The organism is Nocardioides sambongensis, assembly GCF_006494815.1.
GTDB lineage: Bacteria > Actinomycetota > Actinomycetes > Propionibacteriales > Nocardioidaceae > Nocardioides > Nocardioides sambongensis.
In genome coordinates, this window is sequence record NZ_CP041091.1 from 2,646,536 (window position 1) to 2,666,726 (window position 20,191).

Below are 20,191 nucleotides of genomic sequence, written 5' to 3' on the forward strand. Positions count from 1 at the left end.
GTGGAAGATGGGGGCATGAGCGACGCCGCCAACGAAGAGACCCCCACGCCCGCCGACGCGGAGCGGTACGACGTCGTGCTGCTCGTCGAGCAGACGCTCAGCGAGCTCGACGCCCGCCAGGTCCGCTCCCTCCACGAGGGCATCGACGCCCCGGTCACCTACCACCTGCTGCTGCCGATGGCCGACGCGGCGGCGGCGGTCGAGGCATCGCTCGGCGTGATCGGCGGTGGCGACGTGCTCACCCCGACCCGCACCTACGAGCCGGACGAGATCAACCGGCTGCACGACGACTTCCAGCACGAGGCCGAGGGCGAGCTCGCGGGTTCGGTCACCCAGCTGCGGGCCGCCGGCGCCACGGTCGGGAGCGCCTCGGTGGTCGAGGGTCCCCGGTGGACGCGCTGGCCGAGACCGTACAGCGGGTCGACGGCCGCGAGGCGATCATCCTGACCCGCCCGCACCTGGTCGCGGAGTTCTTCCACCTGGACTGGACCTCCCGCGCGCGGCGCCACGTCGGTGTCCCGGTGCTGCACCTGCTCGAGCACGAGACGTTCGACGAGCAGGCCGGCGGCGGCGAGGGCGCCGAGATCATCTGACCCGGGTCAGGCTCCCTCGAGCCGGTTGCCGTCGGCGTCCCAGTGGTCCTCGCGCTTCTTCGACGGCTGCACCCGGGGCGGCTCCCCGGGCATCTTCGGGTAGTCCGGCGGGAAGTTGAGCTCGCCCTCGCCAGCGGCGACCTGCTCCTCCCAGAGGTCGAGCAGGGGCTGCAGCGAGAACGCCTCGTCGTCGACGGTGGCCCACGGGTCGCCGTCGGCGAGGCGGTCGGGCACCGAGAAGAGGTGGAAGTCGCGCGGGTCGCTCACCCCGGCGAGCTCGCTCCACGTCATCGGGGTGGAGACCGTCGCGCCAAGCACCGGCCGGAGCGAGTAGGCCGAGGCGATGGTGCGGTCGCGGTTGTTCTGGTTGAAGTCGACGAAGATCCGCTCGCCCCGCTCCTCCTTCCACCACGCGGTGGTGACCTGCTCGTCGCGCCGCGCCAGCTCACGGCCGAAGCCGATGGCGGCGTGCCGCACGTCGGTGAACTCCCACTCCGGCCGGATCCGGACGTAGATGTGCACCCCGCGGTTGCCGGAGGTCTTCGGGTAGCCGCGCAGGCCGAGCTCGTCGAGGAGCTCGGCTGCCAGACCGGCCACCCGGACCGCGTCGGTGAAGGTGGTGCCGGGCTGGGGGTCGAGGTCGATCCGCAGCTCGTCGGGGTGGTCCAGGCTCGCCGGGGCGTCGGTGCGCCGTACCGGCCAGGGGTGGAAGGTCAGCGTCCCCATCTGGGCGCACCAGACCGGCACCGCGATCTCCGTCGGGCAGACCTCGTCGGCCCCCGCCCGGAGGGGAAGGCGATCCGGGCGGTCTCCAGGTAGTCCGGCGCCCCCTTCGGCACCCGCTTCTGGTAGAACGCCTCGGCGTTCCGGTCCTGCGGTCCGGTGGCCAGCTTGAAGCCCTCGCGGACGCCGGACGGCCACCGCTCCAGGGCGGTCGGACGGTCCCGCAGCGCTCGCATCAGTCCGTCCTCGACGGCGGCGAAGTACTGCGCGACCTGCAGCTTGGTGACCTCCGGCGTGCGGTCGGTCGCCTCGTAGATCACCCGGTCGGGGCTGGAGACCCGGACCTCACGCTCGCCTGCCTGGACGGTCGCCGCGGGGGTCTTGGCCATGGGGCGAGGTTAGTCGCCTCAGGCGTCGTCGGACTCCAGGGTGAGGCTGATCGAGTTGATGCAGTAGCGGTCGCCGGTGGGCGTGCCGTAGCCGTCGGGGAAGACGTGGCCTAGGTGGGAGCCGCAGTTGGCACAGCGGACCTCGACCCGCTTCATCCCGTGCGAGTCGTCCTCGAGGTACTCGATCGTGTCGCTGATCGGCTGGTAGAAGCTCGGCCAGCCGCACCCGGAGTGGAACTTGGTGTCGGACTCGAAGAGCTTCGCCTGGCAGGCCTTGCAGCGGTAGATGCCGGTGGTCTCGGTGTCGGTGTACTCACCGGTGAACGCCCGCTCGGTGCCGGCCTCGCGGAGCACCTGGTACTCCTCCGGGGACAGCTCCGCGCGCCACTCGGCGTCCGACTTGTCGACGTTGTAAGCCATGGCTCGAATCTACTCCGGGAGCGGTGGGACGCCGATCAGGGCAGCTCGGCGAGGTAGTCGGCCGCCTCCACCCGGCGACCGGTGTAGAACGGCACCTCCTCGCGCACGTGGCGACGGGTCTCCGAGCCCCGCAGGTGACGCATCAGGTCGACGATCCGGCTCAGGTCGTCGGCCTCGAACGCCAGCATCCACTCGTAGTCGCCGAGCGCGAAGCTGGGCACCGTGTTGGCCCGCACGTCCGGGTAGCCGCGCGCCATCTGGCCGTGCTCGGCGAGCAGCCGGCGGCGCTCGGCGTCGTCGAGGAGGTACCACTCGAACGAGCGGACGAAGGGGTAGACCGCGACGTAGGCGTGGCTGCGCTCGTCGGCCAGGAAGGCCGGCAGGTGGCTGCGGTTGAACTCGGCGGGGCGGTGCAGCGCCATCTGGGACCACACCGGCGCCAGCCGCGACCCGAAGGCGGTACGACGCAGCCGGTGGTACGCCCGCTGCAGCTGGTCGCTGTCCGCGGCGTGCCACCACACCATCAGGTCCGCGTCGGCGCGCAGGCCGGCGACGTCGTACAGGCCGCGGACCACCACGTCCTCGGCGGCCAGCTCGGCGAGGAGCTCCTCGAGCTCGGCCAGCTCGGCCTTGCGGTCCGCGTCGCTGCCGGGCCCGAAGGGGGTCTCCAGGGCGAAGACCGACCACATCGTGTAGCGGATCGTCGCGTTGAGCTCGTTGATCCTCGCGGCGTTCGACTTGATGTCGGCCTGCGGGTCGTTCTGCTCGGCGGGGGCGTCGCTCATGGGTTCATTGTGCCCTGCGGCCGGCACGACGCCGACCGGGGCCGGTCACTCCTCGGACCGGCCGTAACCGGCTTCACGTGCCTTCACGATGGCCTCGGCCCGGCCGCTGGCGTGCAGCTTGGCGTAGATCGCCGAGACGGCGTTGCGCACGGTCTTGTTGGAGACGTGGAGCGCGGCGGCGATCTGGTCGTTGGAGCGTCCCCCGGCGAGCAGGCCGAGCACCTCCCGCTCCCGCTCGCTGAGGTCGGGGAAGGGCTCGGCCGCCACCGCCGGTCCCGGCGTGAACCCGCTGAAGAACGCGGCGACCCGCGCGGCCAGCGCGGCGCCGAAGACCATGCCGCCGCCGGCGGCGGCACGGACCGCCCGCTCCACCTCGTCGGCCCCGGCGCCCTTGAGCAGGTAGCCGACCGCCCCGGCCCGGACCGCGGCCAGGAGAGTCTCGTCGTCCTCGTTCATGGTCAGCATCACCACCCGTAGGTCGGGTCGACGGCCGACCAGGAAGCGGGTCGCCTCGATGCCGTCGAGCTCCGGCATCTGGATGTCCATCACCACCACGTCCGGTGCGCTCTCCCCCACCACGTGGATCGCCTCACGACCGTCGGCCGCCACCCCGACGACGGCGATCCCCGGCAGCGCGGCCAGCAGCGCCCGCAGTCCGTCGCGGACGATGCGGTGGTCGTCGACCACCACCACCGTGATCGGTGCGGCCCGGTCCACGCTCGACACGTCCTCGGTCATCATCGGCTCCCCTCGTGCACCACGCTGGCTCCCAGCGGCAGCCGGACCCGGACCCGGGTGCCGCGCGGCTCCGGGCAGCTGACGTCCAGCGATCCGCCCAGCTCCTCGGCGCGCTCCCGCATGCTCACCAGCCCGACGCCGGCCACCGCCTCCGCGGCGATGCCGACGCCGTCGTCGGCCACCACCAGGACCAGGTCGGCACCGTCCCGCTCCAGGCACAGCGCGGCGCTGGCGGCCTCGGCGTGCCGGGACACGTTGACCAGCGCCTCGCCGGCGATCCGGAACGCGGCGACCTCGACCGCCGCCGGCAACGGGGCCGGTACGTCGTCCGCGACCCGGACCCGCAGCGGCACCGCGAGCGCCTCGGCCTGCTGCCGCAGCGCGCCGACCAGGCCGCGGTCGTCGAGCGCGGGCGGCCGCAGGTCGTGCACCAGCCGGCGCACGTCGGCGACCACCTCCTGCGCCTGGGCGCTGACCGCGGCGAGCTGGTCCGCGGCACCCGCAGGGTCCCGGTCCAGCGTGATCCGCGCGGCGTCGACGGCGAAGACGATCCCGCTGAGCGTGGGCCCCAGCCCGTCGTGCAGGTCGCGCCGGATCCGGCGGCGCTCCTCCTCGCGGGCGGCGACGAGGCGCTCGCGGCTGCGCTGCAGCTCCTCGGCCAGCTGTGCGGTGCGGACCGCGGTCGCGGCCTGGCGGACCAGGTCGCCGAGCAGCCGCTCGTCGCGGGCGGAGAGGCGGCTGCGCAGGCCGCGGGCGGGCAGCACCAGGCGACCGACCGGCCGGCCGCGGTAGGCGATCGGGAGCAGCCGGACCGCGTCGGGGCGGGACCCGTGGGTGACCACGACCCGGTCGTCGGGCCCGCGGTCGACCTCGACGCTGACGAAGGTGACGCCGAACGCCGCGGCCACCGCGGAGGCGACCGCCCCCAGCTGGTCGGAGGCGTCGTCGGTGGACTCCAGGGTGGAAGCGAGGCCGGCCACGGCGTCGTACCGCCGGCCGCGCTCGCCGAGGATCCGGCGGCGCACGGCCGCGGAGAGCCGGAAGCGCAGCGGACCGTAGAGGAGCACCGCCACGGCCAGGACCACGGCGACGACCTGTGCCTGGGTGAGCTCGTCGTCGAGGAGCAGGGTGAGCGCCGCGAGCACCAGCGCGTCCGCGGCGACCAGGACCGCGACGACCACGGCGAGCACGACGGTGCGGCCGAGCAGCTCCTGGATCGGCAGCACGGACGGGCGGACGATCGCCACGGTCATCGCCGCCGGCGGGAGCACGGTGACCAGCAGCAGGGTGAGGTAGTCGATGCCGGGGACCTGGAAGACCGCACCGGCCGGCACCGCGACCAGCAGCACCACCGCGCTCCACGCCAGCCAGCGCATCTGGTCGCGCGCGGCCCCCTGCGACCTGCGGTAGCGCACGAAGACGGTCACCAGCGCGAACACCAGCGTGGAGACCATCGTCGCCAGCGAGATCGAGACCAAGGTGTCGGCGACCCCGGCGAGGGCGTCGATCGAGGTCGGGTCGGGATCGACGTCGGGCGGCAGCTGCGCGCGCATCCGGCCCGCGGACGGGATCACCAGGAAGGTCAGCCCGGCGCTGACCATCAGCGCCACGGCGACCCGGCACGCGACGGCCCAGCGGCCGGGCAGGAAGCGGCCGGTGGGGAACACCATCAGCAGGACCGCGGTCACCACGGTGAGGTAGGCGCCGAACCGGTTCAGGAACCAGAGTGCGAGCGTCATCCCCGGCCAGGCGCCGGTGGAGGTCAACCCGGCGTGGATGTAGCTCTGTGCGAACCCGTCGAGCGACCAGAACAGCCCGAAGCCGGCCAGCACCCAGCCGAAGAGCTGGCGCCGGTCGTGGATCAGCACGATCCCGGCGAGCACCCCGAGCAGCGCCCCCATCAGGGCCCAGGCCCAGCCGTCGCCGGCCGCGATCTCCACGCCCGGACCGCTCGCGGGTGCCAGCGAGTCGAGCCAGGCGGCGGCGGGGACCAGCAGGACGCAGAGTGCGGGCAGGATCAACACGCCGAGGGCGGGGCGGCCGCTGGTGCGGCCGGTCGGCTGGTCCACCGCAGCATTGTGCCGCCGGCCCGGCCCTCGTGGGGCCGGACCGGCGGACTGCTCCGGATCGAGTCGGCTCACCCGGCGTGGCGGTGGGCCCGGTCGCCGAGCAGGAAGCCCAGCGCGATGACGACGAGACCGATCGGCCCGGTCATCCCGGCCATGTACTGCAGCGGGCTGATCCCGAGCAGCAGGGTCAGGCCGCCACCGAGCAGCCCGACCAGGCCGATCCACCGGGGCAGGTCACCGTGGCGAGCGGCGGCGAAGAGCGCCACCCCGGCCAGACCGAGCAGGCCCCAGCACCACGGCACCGTGCCGATCCAGTGGTTGAAGAAGACCGCGGACTCGGGCACGACCTCGTCGGTGCCGGCGCCGAAGACGAACTCGGTGTCCAGGGCGGTGCCGACCACCAGCATCAGGGCGGTGCCGAACACCCCGGCGGTGGCGATCGTCGGGACCAGGCTGTCCGGCCCGGTCCCCGCACGGAGCCGGCGCAGCAATCCGGCGGCGAAGACGATCATCAGCACCGCGCTGACCATGCCGAGCACGTGGAAGGTCAGGATCTGCGGCACCATGTCGCCGAGCGCGTCGTTGATCCGCGCGGGGTCAGCGTCCAGCGCCGGGTCGTAGACGGCGGAGACGGCCATCGACGCGGCGATCGCGCCGATCCCGGCGAGGCCGGAGACCAGGCCGGCCAGTGCCCAGCCGCGGCTCGCGGCGCGGGGTGCGCCGGACGCGGTCGTGCGGCCGGCGCCGGGGCCGGTGCCGTGGCCGAGATCGGTGTCGAGATCGGTGCGGGCCGGACGGGTGCCGACGTCGGTCAGCGCGTCGGTCAGCGTCTCGGCGAGGTGGGGGCTGCGGATGCTCATCGCGGTGGTTCCTCTCGGGTGGTGGTGTGCGATGACCCGACAGTGGCGGACCCGGAGTCCCGTCGTGGAGGGACATCGGGGCAACGTTCGGCCGCGGTCCCGGGACATGGCCGGGACGCCGGACCACGGTGACGCTGGGCCCCGGGGATCAGTCTCCGTCGAGGACCCGGGTCGCCGCGGCGTGCGCGGAGGCGATGCACGCAGGGATGCCGACGCCGTCGTACGTCGCGCCGCAGACGGCGAGACCGGGCACCCCGGCGACCTCGCGACGGATCTCCGCGACCAGGTCGAGGTGGCCGACGGCGTACTGCGGAAGACCGCCGCCCCACCGCTGCACCAGGCTGTCGGTGGGAGTCGCGGTGAGTCCGGTGGCCAGCCCGAGGTCGTCCAGGGAAGCGGCCACGAGCTCCTCGTCGGAGACCTGCAGCGCGGCGGTGTCGCCGGCCCGGCCCAGCGAGGTCCGCACCAGCAGCAGGTCGCCGCCCCCGACCGCGCCGCCACGACCGGCCGCACGCACCCAGTCCCACTTGGCGAAGGAGAAGGTCGCCGCCTTGATCCGGCGGCCGTCCACCGGCGGTACGAGCAGCCCGGACGCCCCGGTGTCCAGTGCGGCGGCGGCCGCGTCCGCACCGAACGCGAGGGTGACCACGGCCGACGAGGCGTACTCCACGGTGCCGAGCCGCTGGGCGGCACCCGGGGCGACCTCCCGAGCAGGCGCGCCGCCGCCGGCGCCGGGGTCGCCAGCACCACGGCGTCGGCCCGTTCGACCGTCTCCGCCCCGGTGGCGTCGGTGAGGGTGAGCCCGAACCCGTCGGCGGTACGACGCAGCCCGGTCGCCGTGGTCCGGGTACGCACCTCGGCGGACCGGTCCTCCTCGAGCGCGGCACGCAACGCCTCGGGCAGCTGCCACATGCCGCCGGGAAGGCCGGCGAAGACCGGGCCGGCGGCGCTGGGCGCCGGAGCGGTGCCGGCCTGGGCGGTGATCGAGCCGCGCTCGGCGAGGGTCAGCAGCGCCGGCATCGCGGCGCGGACCGAGATGGCGCGGGCGCGCCCGGCGTAGACCCCGCCGAGCAGCGGCTCGACCAGGCGGTCGGTGACCTCGGGTCCGTAGCGGGCGTCGACCAGGTCGCCGACGGAGAGGTCGTCGCGCTCGGCCAGGGTGGCGGCGAGCGCGGCGGTGAGGGTGGCGGCGAGCGCGGGCTCGCGGCGGGCGCGGTCGAGGCCGTCCGCGCCGAGGATGCCGCTGGCCGCGAGCTGGTCGAGGTCCAGCGGTGCGCCCATCAGGGTGCGGGGCAGCGGTCGCAGCGCGCCCCGGGTCCAGACCCGGGAGGTGGCCGTCGTGGGGTGCACCAGATCGAGGCCGAGCGAGCGGGCGAGCTCGACGCCCTCGGGCCTGCGGTTGACCATCGCCTCGGCGCCCACGTCGACGGTGACACCGGCGACCGTGCCGCGGCGCAGCTTGCCGCCGACCCGGTCTGTGCCCTCCACCAGGAGCACCCGGGCCCCGGCGCGCACCAGGTCGAGAGCGGCGACCAGTCCGCTGAGGCCACCGCCGACCACGACGACGCGCCGCTGGGAGCGCTGGGGGTCCTGCACCCTCCCAGCCTCTCAGAGCTCCGCCGCGGTCGGTGCCCGGGGCTCACTCCGGTCCGGGCCGGTGCGCGGGCGGCGTCATCGCTCCCGGGGCCGGTGCGCCGGGCGCGACCCCACCGAATCCGCTGCGGTGGAAGACCAGCGGCGCGCCCGGCGCGTCGGCCTCGCTGTCGTCCTCGACGGCGTGCAGCCGGAGCAGGACGATCGTGTGGTCGCCGGCCTCGACCTCGCGGTACACGGTGCAGTCGAACCGGGCCAGCCCTTCGGGAATGGTGACCGCGCCGGAGTCGGCGACGGTGACCGCGATGCCGTCGAAGCGGTCGGCGACCGGTCCGGCCAGCTGCCGGCACAGCGGCGCGTGGTGCTCGGCGAGCACGGTCAGCCCGAGGCCGCCGGCGCGTCGCAGGTCGGGCCAGGTCCTGGAGCCGTTCGCCACCGAGACGGAGACCAGCGGTGGGTCCAGGCTGACCGAGGTGAACGAGCTGGCGGCCAGACCGACCAGCCGGTCCTCGACCTCGGCGGCCACCGCGACGACGCCGCTGGGGAACACGCCGAAGGACTGCCGCAGCCGGACCGGGTCCAGATCCTGGTTGGTGGCCAGCGGGGCGGGCCGCACATCGGCTCGCATCGTGCTCACGCTCACTCGTCTCCTCCTCGACCCGGTCACCGGCATCCGCCCTGGTGAGCCAGGTGCTGACATCCACTACCTTTGTCTAGTAACTTACTAGCCTTAAGGCCGAGGGCAAGGACCGGAAGGTCGGTGTCCCCGTGCACCGCGATCGGCCCAGCCACGCAGCACCACCCGAGGCAGACCACCCGAGGCAGACCACCCGATGCAGACCACCCGAGACCGACCGGTCCCGACCCAGGAGGCACCCCGTGCGGATCGAACAGTTGGAGTACCTCACCGCGGTCACGCAGCACGGTTCGCTGCGCCGGGCCAGCGAGCAGCTGCACCTCTCCCAGCCCGCCCTGAGCGAGGCGATCACCAAGCTGGAGCGGGAGCTGCGGGTGACCCTGCTGGACCGGCGCCGCTCCGGCGCCCGGATCAGCCGGGAGGGCCGTGACCTGCTGCCGGCGATGGTCGAGGTGCTCGCCGCCGTGGACCGGCTCCGCGTCGCCGCGGGCAGCCGGCTCGCCGCCACCCGTCACCTGCGGCTGGGCACCGTGCACGGCGCCACCTCGACCCTGCTGGTGCCCGCGCTGCGCGAGTTCGGCGAGCGCCACCCCGGCATCGCGGTGGAGGTCCTCTCGCTGCAGCAGTCGCAGATCGACGAGGCACTCGCCGAGGGCAGCCTCGACCTCGGCCTGGTCAACGTGCTGTGCGGGGACGACCCGACGGCGGAGCTCACCGGGAGCACGCTGCTGCGGGGCCAGCCCGTCGTCGTACTGCCGGCGGGGCACCCGCTCGCCGAGCGCGGCCAGGTGGGCATCGAGGACCTGCGCCGCGAGCGTCTCGTGATGATGCGCGCCGGCCACCTGATGCACCGCTACGTGCATCGCGTCTTCGGCACCGACCTGCCGCCGGTCCGGCACAGCACCGACGGCGCCGAGATGGGCAAGACACTGGTCGCGGACGGGCTCGGGGTCACCGTGCTCCCGGACTACTCGGTGCACGGCGATCCGCTGCACCGCAGCGGGCTCATCGCGACCCGGCCGATCGCCGGTGACCGGACCGAGATCGACCTGGTGCTGCGGCAGCGGCGGTCGCTGCAGACCGCCCCCGCTGTGCGCGACCTGATCGACGTCCTCGTCGCCACCGCGACGCGGCACGTCGAGGACATGGCGTCCTGACGCCCAGAGGACGCGGCGTCCTGACGCGGCGGGTCGCCCGTGGGAGGCTTGGCCCATGGCGAGCAGCACTACGAGTCCCAACCTCCGCGTCGCCGTCCTGATCGACGCCGACAACACCTCCCCCAAGCACGCCAGCGCGCTGCTGGCCGAGCTCGCCCAGTACGGCGTCGCCACGGTCAAGCGGGCCTACGGCGACTGGACCACCCCGCAGCTGACCGGTTGGAAGGGGCAGCTCAACCAGCACGCGATCGCGCCGGTCCAGCAGTTCGCCTACACCACCGGCAAGAACGCCACCGACTCCGCGCTGATCATCGACGCGATGGACCTGCTCTACTCCGGCAACCTCGACGCGTTCGCCCTGGTCTCCAGCGACAGTGACTTCACCCGGCTGGCCACCCGGCTGCGCGAGGCCGGCAAGACGGTCTTCGGCCTCGGCCTGCGCAAGACCCCGGCCTCCCTGGTCGCGGCCTGCGACACCTTCATCTACCTGGAGATGCTCGGCGATGAGGCCTCCGACGAAGAGGACGCCTCCGCCGCGGCTGCCAGCGAGGACGACGAGACGCCGCTGCCCAACCTGGAGAGCCTGCTCGCCCGGGCCATCAACAAGCAGTCAGCCGACGACGGCTGGGCCTCGGTCGGTGCGATCGGCCAGTACCTGCGCTCGGCGAACTCCTCCTTCGACCCCCGCCTCTACGGGTTCGGGAAGCTCACCGACCTGGTCCACGCCCAGCCCTACCTGGTCACCCAGGGCTCCGGGAGCGAGGTCCAGGTGTGCCTGAAGGGGAAGGCGCAGGTGAAGAGGTCCCCGGCCAAGAAGAGCGCGGCGAAGAAGTCGAGCGCTCAGAGCGGGTAGGACTGCACGAACTCGGTCAGCCGGGCCAGCTGGTCCGGGTCGGTGCTGGGGATGACCCCGTGACCGAGGTTGAAGATGTGCCCGCGGGCGGGCCGCCCGGCCTCGATCACCTCGGCGGCCCGGGCGGTCATCACCTCCGTCGGGGCGAAGACCAGGGTCGGGTCGAGGTTGCCCTGGACCCCGCGGTCCCCGACCACCCCGATCGCCCGGTCCAGCGGCGTGCGCCAGTCGACACCGACCACGTCGGCGCCGGCCTCGCCCATCACGTCGAGCAGGTTCGCCGTACCGACGCCGAAGTGGATCCGCGGCACCCCGAGCTCGGCCATCTCGGCCAGCACCCGGGCCGAGTGCGGCTGGACGTGGCGGACGTAGTCGGCCGGGGTCAGCGCGCCGGCCCAGGAGTCGAAGAGCTGGATCGCCGAGGCCCCGGCGTCCACCTGGGTGCGCAGGAAGGCGGCAGAGATCCCGGAGATCTTCCGCATCAGCGCGTCCCAGACGTCGGGCTGGGAGAACATCAGCGCCTTGGTCCTGGCGTGCTCCTTGGACGGCCCACCCTCGACCAGGTACGACGCCACGGTGAACGGCGCGCCGGCGAACCCGATCAGCGGGTCCCCCCGTTGATCGAGGCCAGCTCGGCGACCAGGCCCTGGACCGCCGCGGTGATGTAGGGGATCTGCTCCGGGCTCAGGTCGGGGATCGCCTCCACGTCGGCCAGGGTGCGCACCGGGTTCGCGACCACCGGTCCGACCCCGGGGACGATGTCCAGGTCGACGCCGACGGCCTTGAGCGGCAGCACGATGTCGGAGAAGAAGATCGCCGCGTCCACGCCGTAGCGGCGCACCGGCTGCAGGGTGATCTCGACGATGAGCTCGGGGTCGGCGCAGGCGTCGAGCATCGCGATGCCCTCGCGCAGCTTCAGGTACTCCGGCAGCGATCGCCCGGCCTGGCGCATGAACCACACCGGGGTGTGCCCCACCGCCTCCCCCCGGGCCGCCCGGAGGAACGCGCTGTCGTGAAGATCGACCACGGCACAAGCCTCCCAGGTCACGGCGTGGGGCGCACATCGAGCGAGCCCCATCTCCTAGGGTGAGCCTCATGGTAGCCCGGCAGGAGAAGCGACCGGGGGCCGGCGAAGCCGTCCCTGCGGAGTTCGCCACCGCCGTCGCCCAGTTGCGCTCGGCCCGTTTCCGCTCGGAGATCTTCTGCGAGGAGATGCCCGCACCGCAGCGGATCGCCCCCTACGCGGCCGCCCTCTCCGCCGACGTGACCGACGAGGACGACGACGAGGTGGCCACCGGCCGGCTGGTGCTGCTGCACGACCCGGCCGGCAACGACGCCTGGCACGGGACGTTCCGCTGCGTGGCCTACTGCCGCGCCGAGATCGACCACAGCCTGGCCACCGACCCGATGCTGGCCGACGTCGGGTGGACCTGGTTGCAGGACGCCCTGGAGGCCCACGGCGCCGAGCACGTCGCCGCCTCCGGCACGGTCACCCGGGTGTCCACCGAGAGCTTCGGCGCGATGGCCGACGACCCCGGCTCGGCGCAGGTGGAGATCCGCGCGTCGTGGACCCCGGTCGACCCCGCGGACACCACCGCGCACGTCGAGGCGTGGGCGGAGCTGCTCTGCACCGCCGGCGGACTCGAGCCGGTGCCGGAGGGCGTCGCGGTGATGCCGTCACGGCGCGGACAGCGGGGCACGACGAGCTGATGGCCGACCAGGACGACAATCGGACAGCGGAGGTCGGCTCCCCGGACGCCGACCAGGAGGAGACCGTCGAGGTCCCGCTCCTCCGTCTCGCCGACGGCCTGCCGCCGGTGATCGAGACCGACGAGGCGCTGGCCAGCTACTGCGCCGCGGTGGCGGCCGGCTCCGGACCGATCGCGATCGACGCCGAGCGTGCCTCGGGCTACCGCTACTCCAGCCGCGCTTACCTGATCCAGGTCAAGCGCACCGGCGCCGGGATCGGGTTGATCGACCCGATCGCCTTCGACGACCTGCGCCCGCTCCAGGAGGCGTTCGGCGACGCCGAGTGGATCCTGCACGCGGCCACCCAGGACCTGCCCTGCCTCGGCGAGGTCGGCCTGCGGCCGGCGAGCCTCTTCGACACCGAGCTGGCCGGCCGGCTGCTCAACTACCCGCGGGTCGGCCTGGCCACGCTGGTGGAGACCCTGATCGGCGTGCAGATGCTCAAGGAGCACTCCGCCGTGGACTGGTCCACCCGGCCGCTGCCCGACCCGTGGCTGGAGTACGCCGCGCTCGACGTGGAGGTCCTCGTCGAGCTGCGGCAGATCCTGGTCGACCAGCTCACCGAGGCCGGCAAGCTGGACTGGGCGCGGCAGGAGTTCGACCACGTGCGCGCCTTCGAGCCGTCCCCGCGCAAGGACGCGTGGCGGCGTACCTCCGGCATGCACAAGGTGCGCGGCCGCCGCTCGCTGGCGGCGGTGAAGACGCTGTGGGAGGCCCGCGACGAGCTGGCCGCCGAGCGCGACGTGACGCCCGGCCGGCTGATCCCCGACTCGGCGATCGTCGCCGCCGCCTCCGCGTTGCCCAAGGACCGCGGCGCGCTGATGGGCACCCAGGGGTTCCACGGGCGCGGCGCCTCGCGCTACGCCAAGATCTGGCTGCGCGCGATCGAGGACGCCCAGGCCCTGCCCGAGGACCAGCTGCCGACCCGGAACGGCCGCAGCGACGGCCCGCCGGTGCCGCGCGCCTGGGCCGACAAGGACCCGGTGGCGGCGCGCCGCCTCGAGCAGGCGCGGGCATCGATCGCCGAGCTCGCCGAGCAGCACGACCTGCCGCCGGAGAACCTGCTCACCCCGGACCACCTGCGACGCACCATGTGGACGCCGCCGGCCACCCGTGAGCCGGTCGCGCTCCTGGAGGCGGTGATCGACCAGCTGAGTGCTCTGGGATCGCGCAGCTGGCAGGTCGGCCTCACCGCCCCCGCCCTCACCCGGGCGATCCTCGACGCCGACGACTGACCGGCGCAGCCTCAGTCGGTCGCGTCCTCGCTCGGCGAGGCGGTCTCCGACGCACCGTCCGACGGGTCCTCGGTCTCCTCGTCGGCGGGGTCGGCGAGCACCTCGGCCGAGGCCGCATCGATCGACCCGAGCAGCTCGGTCAGCTCCTCCGGGCCGAGCACCGGCTTGGAGAAGAGCTGGCGGATCTGCGGGGCGACGACGCTCTCCAGCGCGTCGGGGTCGTCCAGCAGCGGCATCAGCTGAATCGCCCGCACCGCCGAGGTGAAGACCTCGGAGTGCTCCGGCTGCTGGTCGGACTGCTGGAACGCCTCGGAGTAGGAGACCTTGACGTTCGTCGGCTGGAGGTAGCCCACCTCGCTGATCTCGCTGACCGCCTCGTCGCTGACCAGGTGCACCAGGAAGTCCGCGGCCTCGCCGGCGTTGCCGGCGGCGCCCGCACCGATGCAGACGCCGGTCAGGTTGCCCACGGTGGCGGTGGTGCCCAGGTTGGGCATCGGCATCACGTCGAACCGCAGCCCGTCGACGTCCCGCAGCTGCGGGGTGAGGTCCCGGTAGCCGGCGATCATCCCGACCTTGCCCTGCTCGAACCACTCCAGCCCCGACCTGCGGTCGAGCTGCTGCGAGGTGAGGGTCAGCTGCGGGTCCCGGAGCACTTCCAGGGTCCGGGTCAGCGCGTCGACCGAGTCGCCCTCGCTGAGCGCCAGGCTGGTCGGGGAGACCGGGTCGTCGTAGACGCTTCCCCCGCCGGAGAGGACGAACGGCGAGATCCCCTCCAGCGTCGGGTCGATGTAGACGCCGCGGCTGCCCTTACGCGGGCGGCTGGCGAACTCGGCCGCGGCCCGGAACATGTCCAGGGTCCAGGCGCTGCGCTCCTCGTTCGGCACCGGCAGCCCGCGGGCGGCCATCCGGTCGAAGTCGATCAGGTCGGTGTTGTAGTACATCACCATCGGCGAGGTCGCGTACGGCATGCACTGCAGGTCGTCGTCGTAGGAGTAGGCGGCCACCGAGTCGCGGGAGAAGTCGTCGCCGAGGCTGATGCCGCGGGCGTCGAGCAGGTCGAGGAGCTCGATGTTGCGCTCGTTGTCGATGGTGTCCTTCAGCGCCGACCGGGGCAGCAGGTAGAGGTCGGGCGAGACCGCGCCGGCCTTCAGGTCGGCCAGCATCGACTCGGCGTCCGGCCAGGACTCCACGGTGACGTCGACGTACTCCGAGGCCTGGTTGTACTCCTCGACGACCTTCTCGTAGGCGTCGATCTCGGCCTGGGGCCCGTAGACGGCGAAGTCGAGGCGGACCACCTCGGGCTCGGTCGGCGCGGGCGCGGCGACCGGCGTCTCCCGGGTCTCGGAGAGGTAGAGCATCGCGGCGAGCACGGCCACCACGACCACGGCGACGACGCCGATCGTTGCGCGCCCGAGGCCGCGCTCATCCGACGTCTCCGCAGTCATCCCTTGCTCATCCCCTCGTCCGGCGATCCCATGGTTGCGCCGGGCAAACCCTACCGAGGTGTCCCAGCCCCTCGGGCCAGCCGGCCACCGTGGCGCCGGGGAGTCGCGAGGTGGCGCGGGGAGCCGCGGGGAGTCGCGGAGACCTGGTCGAGCACGCCGGACCGGGAGCGCCTCACGGCGCACGGCCGCTCGTAGCGGCGAATATTGGGACCCGGGGCTGCCGCAGCCCGGCGTGCTCAGTGGTCCACTCTAAAGGGTCACACCAGCCGTTGGCGCATCTCCTGGTGACCGGCTGCCTCGAGTTGCTCCGCCAGCGCCAGCATCCGCTGCACCGACGCCTCGCTGCTGCCCGAAGATGCCGCCCGACCTGCGGAAACGACACGGGCGAAGGCAGCCGCGCGGAACAGGACGTCGGCGAAGTCACTCGTCGCGATCCCGCGCAGCACCGCGTCGACCATCGCCCGCAGCTCGTCCGGCCCGGGCGGGTCGGCGACCCCGGCGACCACGTGTGCGAACTCGGCGCTGGCCCGGCCCGCCTCGAACTCCGCGGCCACCCCCACCGCGTCCGCGTGCACCCAGGAACGGAGCAGGAAGAGGCGCCAGAGGCACCCGGCCAAGGAGTCCGCGGGAGACGAAGACCACACCTCCGCGATCGCCTCGATGCCCTCGGTGTCGGCCAGTCGCACCAGGCGCTCGGCCACCGCGTCGTCCTCGGCCTGCCGGGCCCCGCGGACCAGCAGCGTCGCCGCACGGTCGGCCGCCTCGCTCACCTGCGCCGGGTCGGTGCCGCCCACGAACGACTCGAAGAACGCACCGTCACGCTGCGACGGACGGTGGTGGGGTCGCGGGGGCTGGGATCGGACACGCTCTCCAGCCTAGGACGCGGTCCGCCGGCCCGCGTGGTGCGGTGGATCAGCCGAGGGCGTCGAGGGCCTTGCGGATCCGGACGTCGCTGACCTTGCCGTCGGTGCCCATCGCCGAGGCCCACAGCGAGACCCGGTACTCCTCCAGCATCCAGCGCACCGCCTCCAGCGCGGGCCCGGCCGGCCGGCCGTCGGGCAACGCCGCCACCCGGTGCAGGTAGGCCTCCTCCAGGCCGACGAACCGGGCCATCAGCTCGCGATCCTTCAGCACCGCCGCGGTGCCCTCACCCAGCCGGGCACGACGTTGCCGCATGGCCGCCAGGTAGGTCGGGTAGCGGTGCAGGCGCGCCGGGCCGGTGCCGGCTCCACCGCCGATGAAGCCGTCGAAGACCAGGCGGCCGAGCTGCGCCTGCAGGTCGGTGAGGGCCGGCAGCAGGGCCATCTCCACCCGCCCGCTCAGCACCCGGTCGGTCTCGCGGTGCGCCTCCAGCGTGCGCAGCACCAGCGCGAGATGGTCACCGACCGCGGTCGCCGCCCCGGCGCGCAGCCGGTCCAGCAGGGCGTCGTACGCGGCGGGGGTGCGGGGCAGGTCCGCGGCGGCCGCCGGCAGCGCGGCCAGCACCACGGCGCGCAGGCAGTCGGCGAGCAGCGCCTCGGTGGTCCGGTACGGCGAACCGGCCAGCGCCAGCCGATCGGTCATCGAGAGCGCGTCCAGGCGTCCCTTCAGGGGCTTCTCCCCCAGCGCCAGGAGCAGCAGGCGGGCCACCCCGTGCCGGTGCCGGTCGCCGGCCTCCTCGGCCGACCCGAAGATCTCCAGCCCGACGGTGGTCCCCTCGTCGACCAGCGCCGGGTGCGCGGTGACCTGGTGCCCGGCGCGGGTCTCGGTGACCTCGGCGGGGATGGTGCCGAACGCCCAGCCGGTCTCCCCGGTGCGGGCGAGGCCGGCGTCGGTGGCCACCTCGGCGAGGGCGCGGTGGAACTCACCGGCCAGCGGCGCCTTGAGGCCGGCCAGCTCCTTGCCGCGCGACTGCTCGCGGCCCCGCTCGTCGACCACCCGGTACGTCGGGCGCAGGTGGGCCGGCAGCGCAGCGGTGTCCCACGCCTCGGCGGGGACGTGCACGCCCCGGCTGGAGCGCAGGTAGCGGCTGAGCGCGACCAGCAGCGGCTCCTCCCCCGGCGGCACCGCGGCGAGGAACTCGCGAGCCGTGTTCGGCGCCGGCACGCACTGCACCCGCAGCGCCTTCGGCAGGCCGCGGATCAGCTCGGTGACCAGCTCCTCGCGCAGCCCCGGCACGTGCCAGGAGAAGTCGTCGTCGGCGACCCGGTTGAGCGTGGCCACCGGGATGTCGATGGTCAGGCCGTCCTCGGCCGAGCCCGGCTCGAAGTGATAGCTGATCGGGAAGGTCAGTCCTTCCGATGCCTGCCACTGCTCGGGGTAGTCGGCGGCACTGACCTCCTCGGCCGCGTCGTGGGTCAGCATCGAGGGGTCGAAGGTGAGCAGGTCGGGGCGCTCCCGGCGGACCTGCTTCCACCACTGGTCGAAGTGGGCGCCGCTGACCACCTCCGCGCCGACCCGGGCGTCGTAGAAGTCGAACAGCGTGTGCTCGTCGACGACCAGGTCGCGCCGGCGAGCCCGGTGCTCGAGCTCCTCGGCCTGCTCCAGGAGCGTGCGGTTGTCGTGGAAGAACCGGTGCCGGGTGTGCCACTCCCCGTAGACCAGGGCGTGCCGGATGAAGAGCTCGCGGGAGAGGGCGGGGTCGACCTTCCCGAACGCGATGGTGCGGTCGGCGACCAGCGGGACGCCGTACAGGGTGACCCGCTCGCGCGCCAGCACCGCGGCCCGCTTGCGCGACCAATGCGGCTCGGAGTAGGTCCGCTTGACCAGGTGGGCGCCGAGGCGCTCGGCCCACTCCGGCCGGATCTCGGCGTTCTGCCGGGCCCAGAGGCGCCCGGTCTCGACCAGCTCCCCGGCCATCACGAAGGACGGGTTCTTCCGGGCCAGGCCGGAGCCGGGGAAGATCGCGAACTTCGCTCCGCGGGCGCCGAGGTACTCCCGGGGTCCGGGTCGCCGGGCGTCGCGGCCGCGGCCGCCCGAGGCCCGCTTCTCGCTCTTCTCCCGCTCCTCCAGCGCGCCGACGTGGCTGAGCAGGCCGGAGAGCAGGGCCTGGTGGATGCCGTCGGCGTCGTACGGCGCGCCTCCGTCCTCCGGAGCGCGGTCGCGCTGCCGGGCGTCGCCGGTCTTCTCCAGCGCGAGGCCCATCTCCTTGGCGACGCGCCGCAGTTGCGACTCGAACTCCTGCCACTCCCGGACCCGCAGGTAGTTGAGGTGCTCGCGCTTGCACATCCGGCGGAAGGCGCTGCCGGAGAGCTCGCGCTGCTGGGTGCGCAGGTAGCGCCAGAGGTTGAGCAGGGTGAGGAAGTCCGACCGCTCCGCCTTGAACCGGGCGTGCGCCTGGTCGGCCTGGGCCCGGGACTCGGCGGGGCGCTCGCGCGGGTCCTGCAGCGAGAGCGCGGCGGTGATCACCAGGACGTCGCGCAGGCAGCCGAGCCGCTCGGCCTCGAGCAGCATCCGGCCCAGCCGGGGGTCGATCGGGAGCCGGGCGAGGCGACGACCGGTGCCGGTGAGCCGACCCGCGCGGCCGGGGGCAGGGCTGGTCGAGACCGCACCGAGCTCCTCGAGCAGCTGCGTGCCGGCGGTGACGTTGCGCCGGTCCGGCGGCTCCACGAACGGGAACCGGCCGATGTCGCCGAGTCCGAGGCTGGTCATCTGCAGGATCACCGACGCCAGGTTGGTGCGCAGGATCTCGGGGTCGGTGAACTCCGGCCGGCCCTCGAAGTCCTCCTCGCTGTAGAGGCGGATCGCGATGCCGGCCGCGACCCGGCCACAGCGGCCGGAGCGCTGGTTGGCCGACGCCTGGCTGATCGGCTCGATCGGCAGCCGCTGCACCTTGGTGCGGGCCGAATACCGCGAGATCCGCGCGACGCCGCTGTCGACGACGTAGCGGATGCCGGGGACGGTCAGCGAGGTCTCGGCGACGTTGGTGGCCAGCACCACCCGGCGGCGCGAGCTCGCGGCGGGGCGGAAGACCCGGTGCTGCTCGGCGGCCGAGAGCCGGCTGTAGAGCGGCAGCACGTCGACGCCCCGGGGACTTCGCCCGTCGGCGCCCAGCGGCGCCAGCGCCTCGGCGGTGTCGCGGATCTCGCGCTCGCCCGGCAGGAAGACCAGGATGTCGCCGGGGCCCTCGGCGGAGAGCTCGCGGACCGCGTCCACGATCGCCTCGGTCTGGTCCCGGACCACCACCTCGCCGTCGTCGTCGTTGTCGTCCGCACCGGCGGCGAGGTCCATCAGCGGGCGGTAGCGGACCTCGACCGGGAAGGTCCGGCCGGAGACCTCGATGATCGGCGCCGGCCGGCCGTCGGCGTCGGCGAAGTGCTCGGCGAACCGCTCGGTCTCGATGGTGGCCGAGGTGATCACCAGCTTCAGGTCCGGCCGGCGCGGCAGCAGCTGCCGGAGGTAGCCGAGCAGGAAGTCGATGTTGAGGCTGCGCTCGTGCGCCTCGTCGATGATGATCGTGTCGTAGCGGCGCAGCTCCCGGTCGCGCTGCAGCTCGGCCAGCAGGATGCCGTCCGTCATCAGCTTGAGCCGGGTGCCCCGCGAGGTGCGGTCGGTGAACCGCACCTGGTAGCCGACCGGGCTGTCCGGTGCGCCGAGCTCCACGCCGAGCTCGTCGGCGATCCGCTCGGAGACCGACCGGGCGGCGATCCGACGGGGCTGGGTGTGGCCGATCATCCGCGGGCGGCCGTCGGGGCCCTCGCCGCCGCGGCCGAGCTCGAGACAGATCTTCGGCAGCTGGGTGGTCTTGCCGGAGCCGGTCTCCCCGGCCACGATCACCACCTGGTGGTCGCGGATCGCGGCGGCGATGTCGTCGCGGCGGCCGCTGACCGGCAGCTCGGCGGGGTAGGTGATCTTCACAGCGCGCCCATTGTCCCGGCTGATCCGCGCGATGGCGAACCCGACACCGTGCGGACCCGACACCGTCCGGATGACGTCGCCGGGGTGGGGTTCACAGCGACGGTGGGTT

The 20,191-nt window shown here is 73.6% G+C and carries 18 protein-coding genes and 2 pseudogenes; 6 read left to right on the forward strand and 14 right to left on the reverse strand.

Translation table 11 applies throughout. The features are described 5' to 3' along the window. The first annotated feature begins 15 nt into the window (after positions 1 to 15). Positions 16 to 447 (forward strand): hypothetical protein, encoded by a 432-nt coding sequence (locus FIV43_RS12520; RefSeq protein WP_231123188.1) that lies wholly within the window; start codon positions 16 to 18, stop codon positions 445 to 447. Further along, complete coding sequence (locus tag FIV43_RS22440; RefSeq protein ID WP_231123190.1) at positions 390 to 593, forward strand: hypothetical protein; 204 nt, start codon at positions 390 to 392, stop codon at positions 591 to 593. The genes FIV43_RS12520 and FIV43_RS22440 overlap by 58 nt, the downstream gene beginning before the upstream one ends. Before the next feature lie 6 nt (positions 594 to 599). On the opposite strand, the gene FIV43_RS12525 is transcribed toward FIV43_RS22440, so the two are convergent. The 10 genes and pseudogenes from FIV43_RS12525 to FIV43_RS12560 all read right to left on the reverse strand — a co-directional run bounded on the left by FIV43_RS12525 (position 600) and on the right by FIV43_RS12560 (position 8,798). Further along, entirely contained in the window at positions 600 to 1,340 is a 741-nt protein-coding gene (locus FIV43_RS12525) for a DNA polymerase domain-containing protein (RefSeq protein ID WP_456237728.1), read from the reverse strand. Beyond that, positions 1,307 to 1,705, reverse strand: a complete 399-nt coding sequence (gene ligD / locus FIV43_RS24060; protein WP_456237729.1) for a non-homologous end-joining DNA ligase LigD — start codon at positions 1,703 to 1,705, stop codon at positions 1,307 to 1,309. The genes FIV43_RS12525 and ligD overlap by 34 nt, the downstream gene beginning before the upstream one ends. Positions 1,706 to 1,723: 18 nt before the next feature. Beyond that, positions 1,724 to 2,125 carry a peptide-methionine (R)-S-oxide reductase MsrB gene (gene msrB, locus FIV43_RS12530; protein WP_141014403.1) on the reverse strand — a complete coding sequence of 134 codons (402 nt, stop codon included), beginning with the start codon at positions 2,123 to 2,125 and terminating at the stop codon, positions 1,724 to 1,726. Positions 2,126 to 2,160: 35 nt separating this feature from the next. After that, complete coding sequence (gene hemQ / locus FIV43_RS12535) at positions 2,161 to 2,910, reverse strand: hydrogen peroxide-dependent heme synthase (protein WP_141014404.1); 750 nt, start codon at positions 2,908 to 2,910, stop codon at positions 2,161 to 2,163. Positions 2,911 to 2,955: 45 nt separating this feature from the next. Further along, positions 2,956 to 3,648, reverse strand: a complete 693-nt coding sequence (locus FIV43_RS12540) for a response regulator transcription factor (RefSeq protein ID WP_181407471.1) — start codon at positions 3,646 to 3,648, stop codon at positions 2,956 to 2,958. Next, on the reverse strand, positions 3,648 to 5,717 hold the full coding sequence (locus FIV43_RS12545) for a sensor histidine kinase (protein WP_141014405.1): 2,070 nt from the start codon (positions 5,715 to 5,717) through the stop codon (positions 3,648 to 3,650). The genes FIV43_RS12540 and FIV43_RS12545 overlap by 1 nt, the downstream gene beginning before the upstream one ends. Positions 5,718 to 5,785: 68 nt before the next feature. Next, positions 5,786 to 6,577 carry a hypothetical protein gene (locus FIV43_RS12550; RefSeq protein WP_141014406.1) on the reverse strand — a complete coding sequence of 264 codons (792 nt, stop codon included), beginning with the start codon at positions 6,575 to 6,577 and terminating at the stop codon, positions 5,786 to 5,788. A gap of 148 nt (positions 6,578 to 6,725) precedes the next feature. Further along, on the reverse strand, positions 6,726 to 7,247 hold the full coding sequence (locus tag FIV43_RS22445) for a protoporphyrinogen/coproporphyrinogen oxidase (RefSeq protein WP_231124000.1): 522 nt from the start codon (positions 7,245 to 7,247) through the stop codon (positions 6,726 to 6,728). An 89-nt stretch (positions 7,248 to 7,336) separates the two neighbouring features. Beyond that, positions 7,337 to 8,173 (reverse strand): annotated as a pseudogene (locus FIV43_RS22450) (protoporphyrinogen/coproporphyrinogen oxidase); the annotation flags it as partial. 43 nt (positions 8,174 to 8,216) lie between these two features. Continuing rightward, positions 8,217 to 8,798 (reverse strand): flavin reductase family protein, encoded by a 582-nt coding sequence (locus FIV43_RS12560; RefSeq protein ID WP_141015917.1) that lies wholly within the window; start codon positions 8,796 to 8,798, stop codon positions 8,217 to 8,219. Between the two features lie 251 nt (positions 8,799 to 9,049). Here FIV43_RS12560 and FIV43_RS12565 point away from each other — a divergent pair, with 251 nt between their 5' ends. Next, the gene (locus FIV43_RS12565) at positions 9,050 to 9,964 is read left to right on the forward strand and encodes a LysR family transcriptional regulator (protein WP_141014407.1); all 915 of its coding nucleotides are present in this window, start codon (positions 9,050 to 9,052) and stop codon (positions 9,962 to 9,964) included. 55 nt (positions 9,965 to 10,019) lie between these two features. Further along, complete coding sequence (locus FIV43_RS12570; RefSeq protein ID WP_141014408.1) at positions 10,020 to 10,817, forward strand: NYN domain-containing protein; 798 nt, start codon at positions 10,020 to 10,022, stop codon at positions 10,815 to 10,817. Here FIV43_RS12570 and hemE read toward each other — a convergent pair. Next, positions 10,805 to 11,895 (reverse strand): annotated as a pseudogene (gene hemE, locus FIV43_RS23830) (uroporphyrinogen decarboxylase). The gene FIV43_RS12570 and the pseudogene hemE overlap by 13 nt on opposite strands. Before the next feature lie 17 nt (positions 11,896 to 11,912). Between hemE and FIV43_RS12580 the strand changes: the two are divergent. Beyond that, complete coding sequence (locus tag FIV43_RS12580; protein WP_141015918.1) at positions 11,913 to 12,527, forward strand: DUF3000 domain-containing protein; 615 nt, start codon at positions 11,913 to 11,915, stop codon at positions 12,525 to 12,527. Then, a complete protein-coding gene (locus tag FIV43_RS12585) occupies positions 12,527 to 13,801 on the forward strand; it encodes a ribonuclease D (protein WP_141014409.1) in 1,275 nt (424 codons plus the stop codon). Before FIV43_RS12580 ends, FIV43_RS12585 begins: the two co-directional genes overlap by 1 nt. Before the next feature lie 11 nt (positions 13,802 to 13,812). On the opposite strand, the gene FIV43_RS12590 is transcribed toward FIV43_RS12585, so the two are convergent. The 3 genes from FIV43_RS12590 to hrpA form a co-directional block, all read right to left on the reverse strand. After that, a complete protein-coding gene (locus tag FIV43_RS12590) occupies positions 13,813 to 15,246 on the reverse strand; it encodes an extracellular solute-binding protein (RefSeq protein ID WP_141014410.1) in 1,434 nt (477 codons plus the stop codon). Positions 15,247 to 15,503: 257 nt separating this feature from the next. Beyond that, complete coding sequence (locus FIV43_RS12595; RefSeq protein WP_141014411.1) at positions 15,504 to 16,040, reverse strand: hypothetical protein; 537 nt, start codon at positions 16,038 to 16,040, stop codon at positions 15,504 to 15,506. A 118-nt stretch (positions 16,041 to 16,158) separates the two neighbouring features. After that, a complete protein-coding gene (gene hrpA / locus FIV43_RS12600) occupies positions 16,159 to 20,082 on the reverse strand; it encodes an ATP-dependent RNA helicase HrpA (protein WP_231123197.1) in 3,924 nt (1,307 codons plus the stop codon). Positions 20,083 to 20,191: the final 109 nt, after the last annotated feature.

Excerpts from the sequence above, each read along its gene's own strand:
- FIV43_RS12550 (WP_141014406.1), bottom strand. The coding sequence starts at position 6,577 with ATGAGCATCCGCAGCCCCCACCTCGCCGAGACGCTGACCGACGCGCTG.
- FIV43_RS12570 (WP_141014408.1), top strand. The coding sequence starts at position 10,020 with ATGGCGAGCAGCACTACGAGTCCCAACCTCCGCGTCGCCGTCCTGATC.
- msrB (WP_141014403.1), bottom strand. The coding sequence starts at position 2,125 with ATGGCTTACAACGTCGACAAGTCGGACGCCGAGTGGCGCGCGGAGCTG.
- FIV43_RS12520 (WP_231123188.1), top strand. The coding sequence starts at position 16 with ATGAGCGACGCCGCCAACGAAGAGACCCCCACGCCCGCCGACGCGGAG.
- FIV43_RS12580 (WP_141015918.1), top strand. The coding sequence starts at position 11,913 with ATGGTAGCCCGGCAGGAGAAGCGACCGGGGGCCGGCGAAGCCGTCCCT.
- ligD (WP_456237729.1), bottom strand. The coding sequence starts at position 1,705 with ATGGCCAAGACCCCCGCGGCGACCGTCCAGGCAGGCGAGCGTGAGGTC.
- FIV43_RS12560 (WP_141015917.1), bottom strand. The coding sequence starts at position 8,798 with ATGCGAGCCGATGTGCGGCCCGCCCCGCTGGCCACCAACCAGGATCTG.
- FIV43_RS12540 (WP_181407471.1), bottom strand. The coding sequence starts at position 3,648 with ATGACCGAGGACGTGTCGAGCGTGGACCGGGCCGCACCGATCACGGTG.
- FIV43_RS12590 (WP_141014410.1), bottom strand. The coding sequence starts at position 15,246 with ATGACTGCGGAGACGTCGGATGAGCGCGGCCTCGGGCGCGCAACGATC.
- hemQ (WP_141014404.1), bottom strand. The coding sequence starts at position 2,910 with ATGAGCGACGCCCCCGCCGAGCAGAACGACCCGCAGGCCGACATCAAG.
- FIV43_RS12585 (WP_141014409.1), top strand. The coding sequence starts at position 12,527 with ATGGCCGACCAGGACGACAATCGGACAGCGGAGGTCGGCTCCCCGGAC.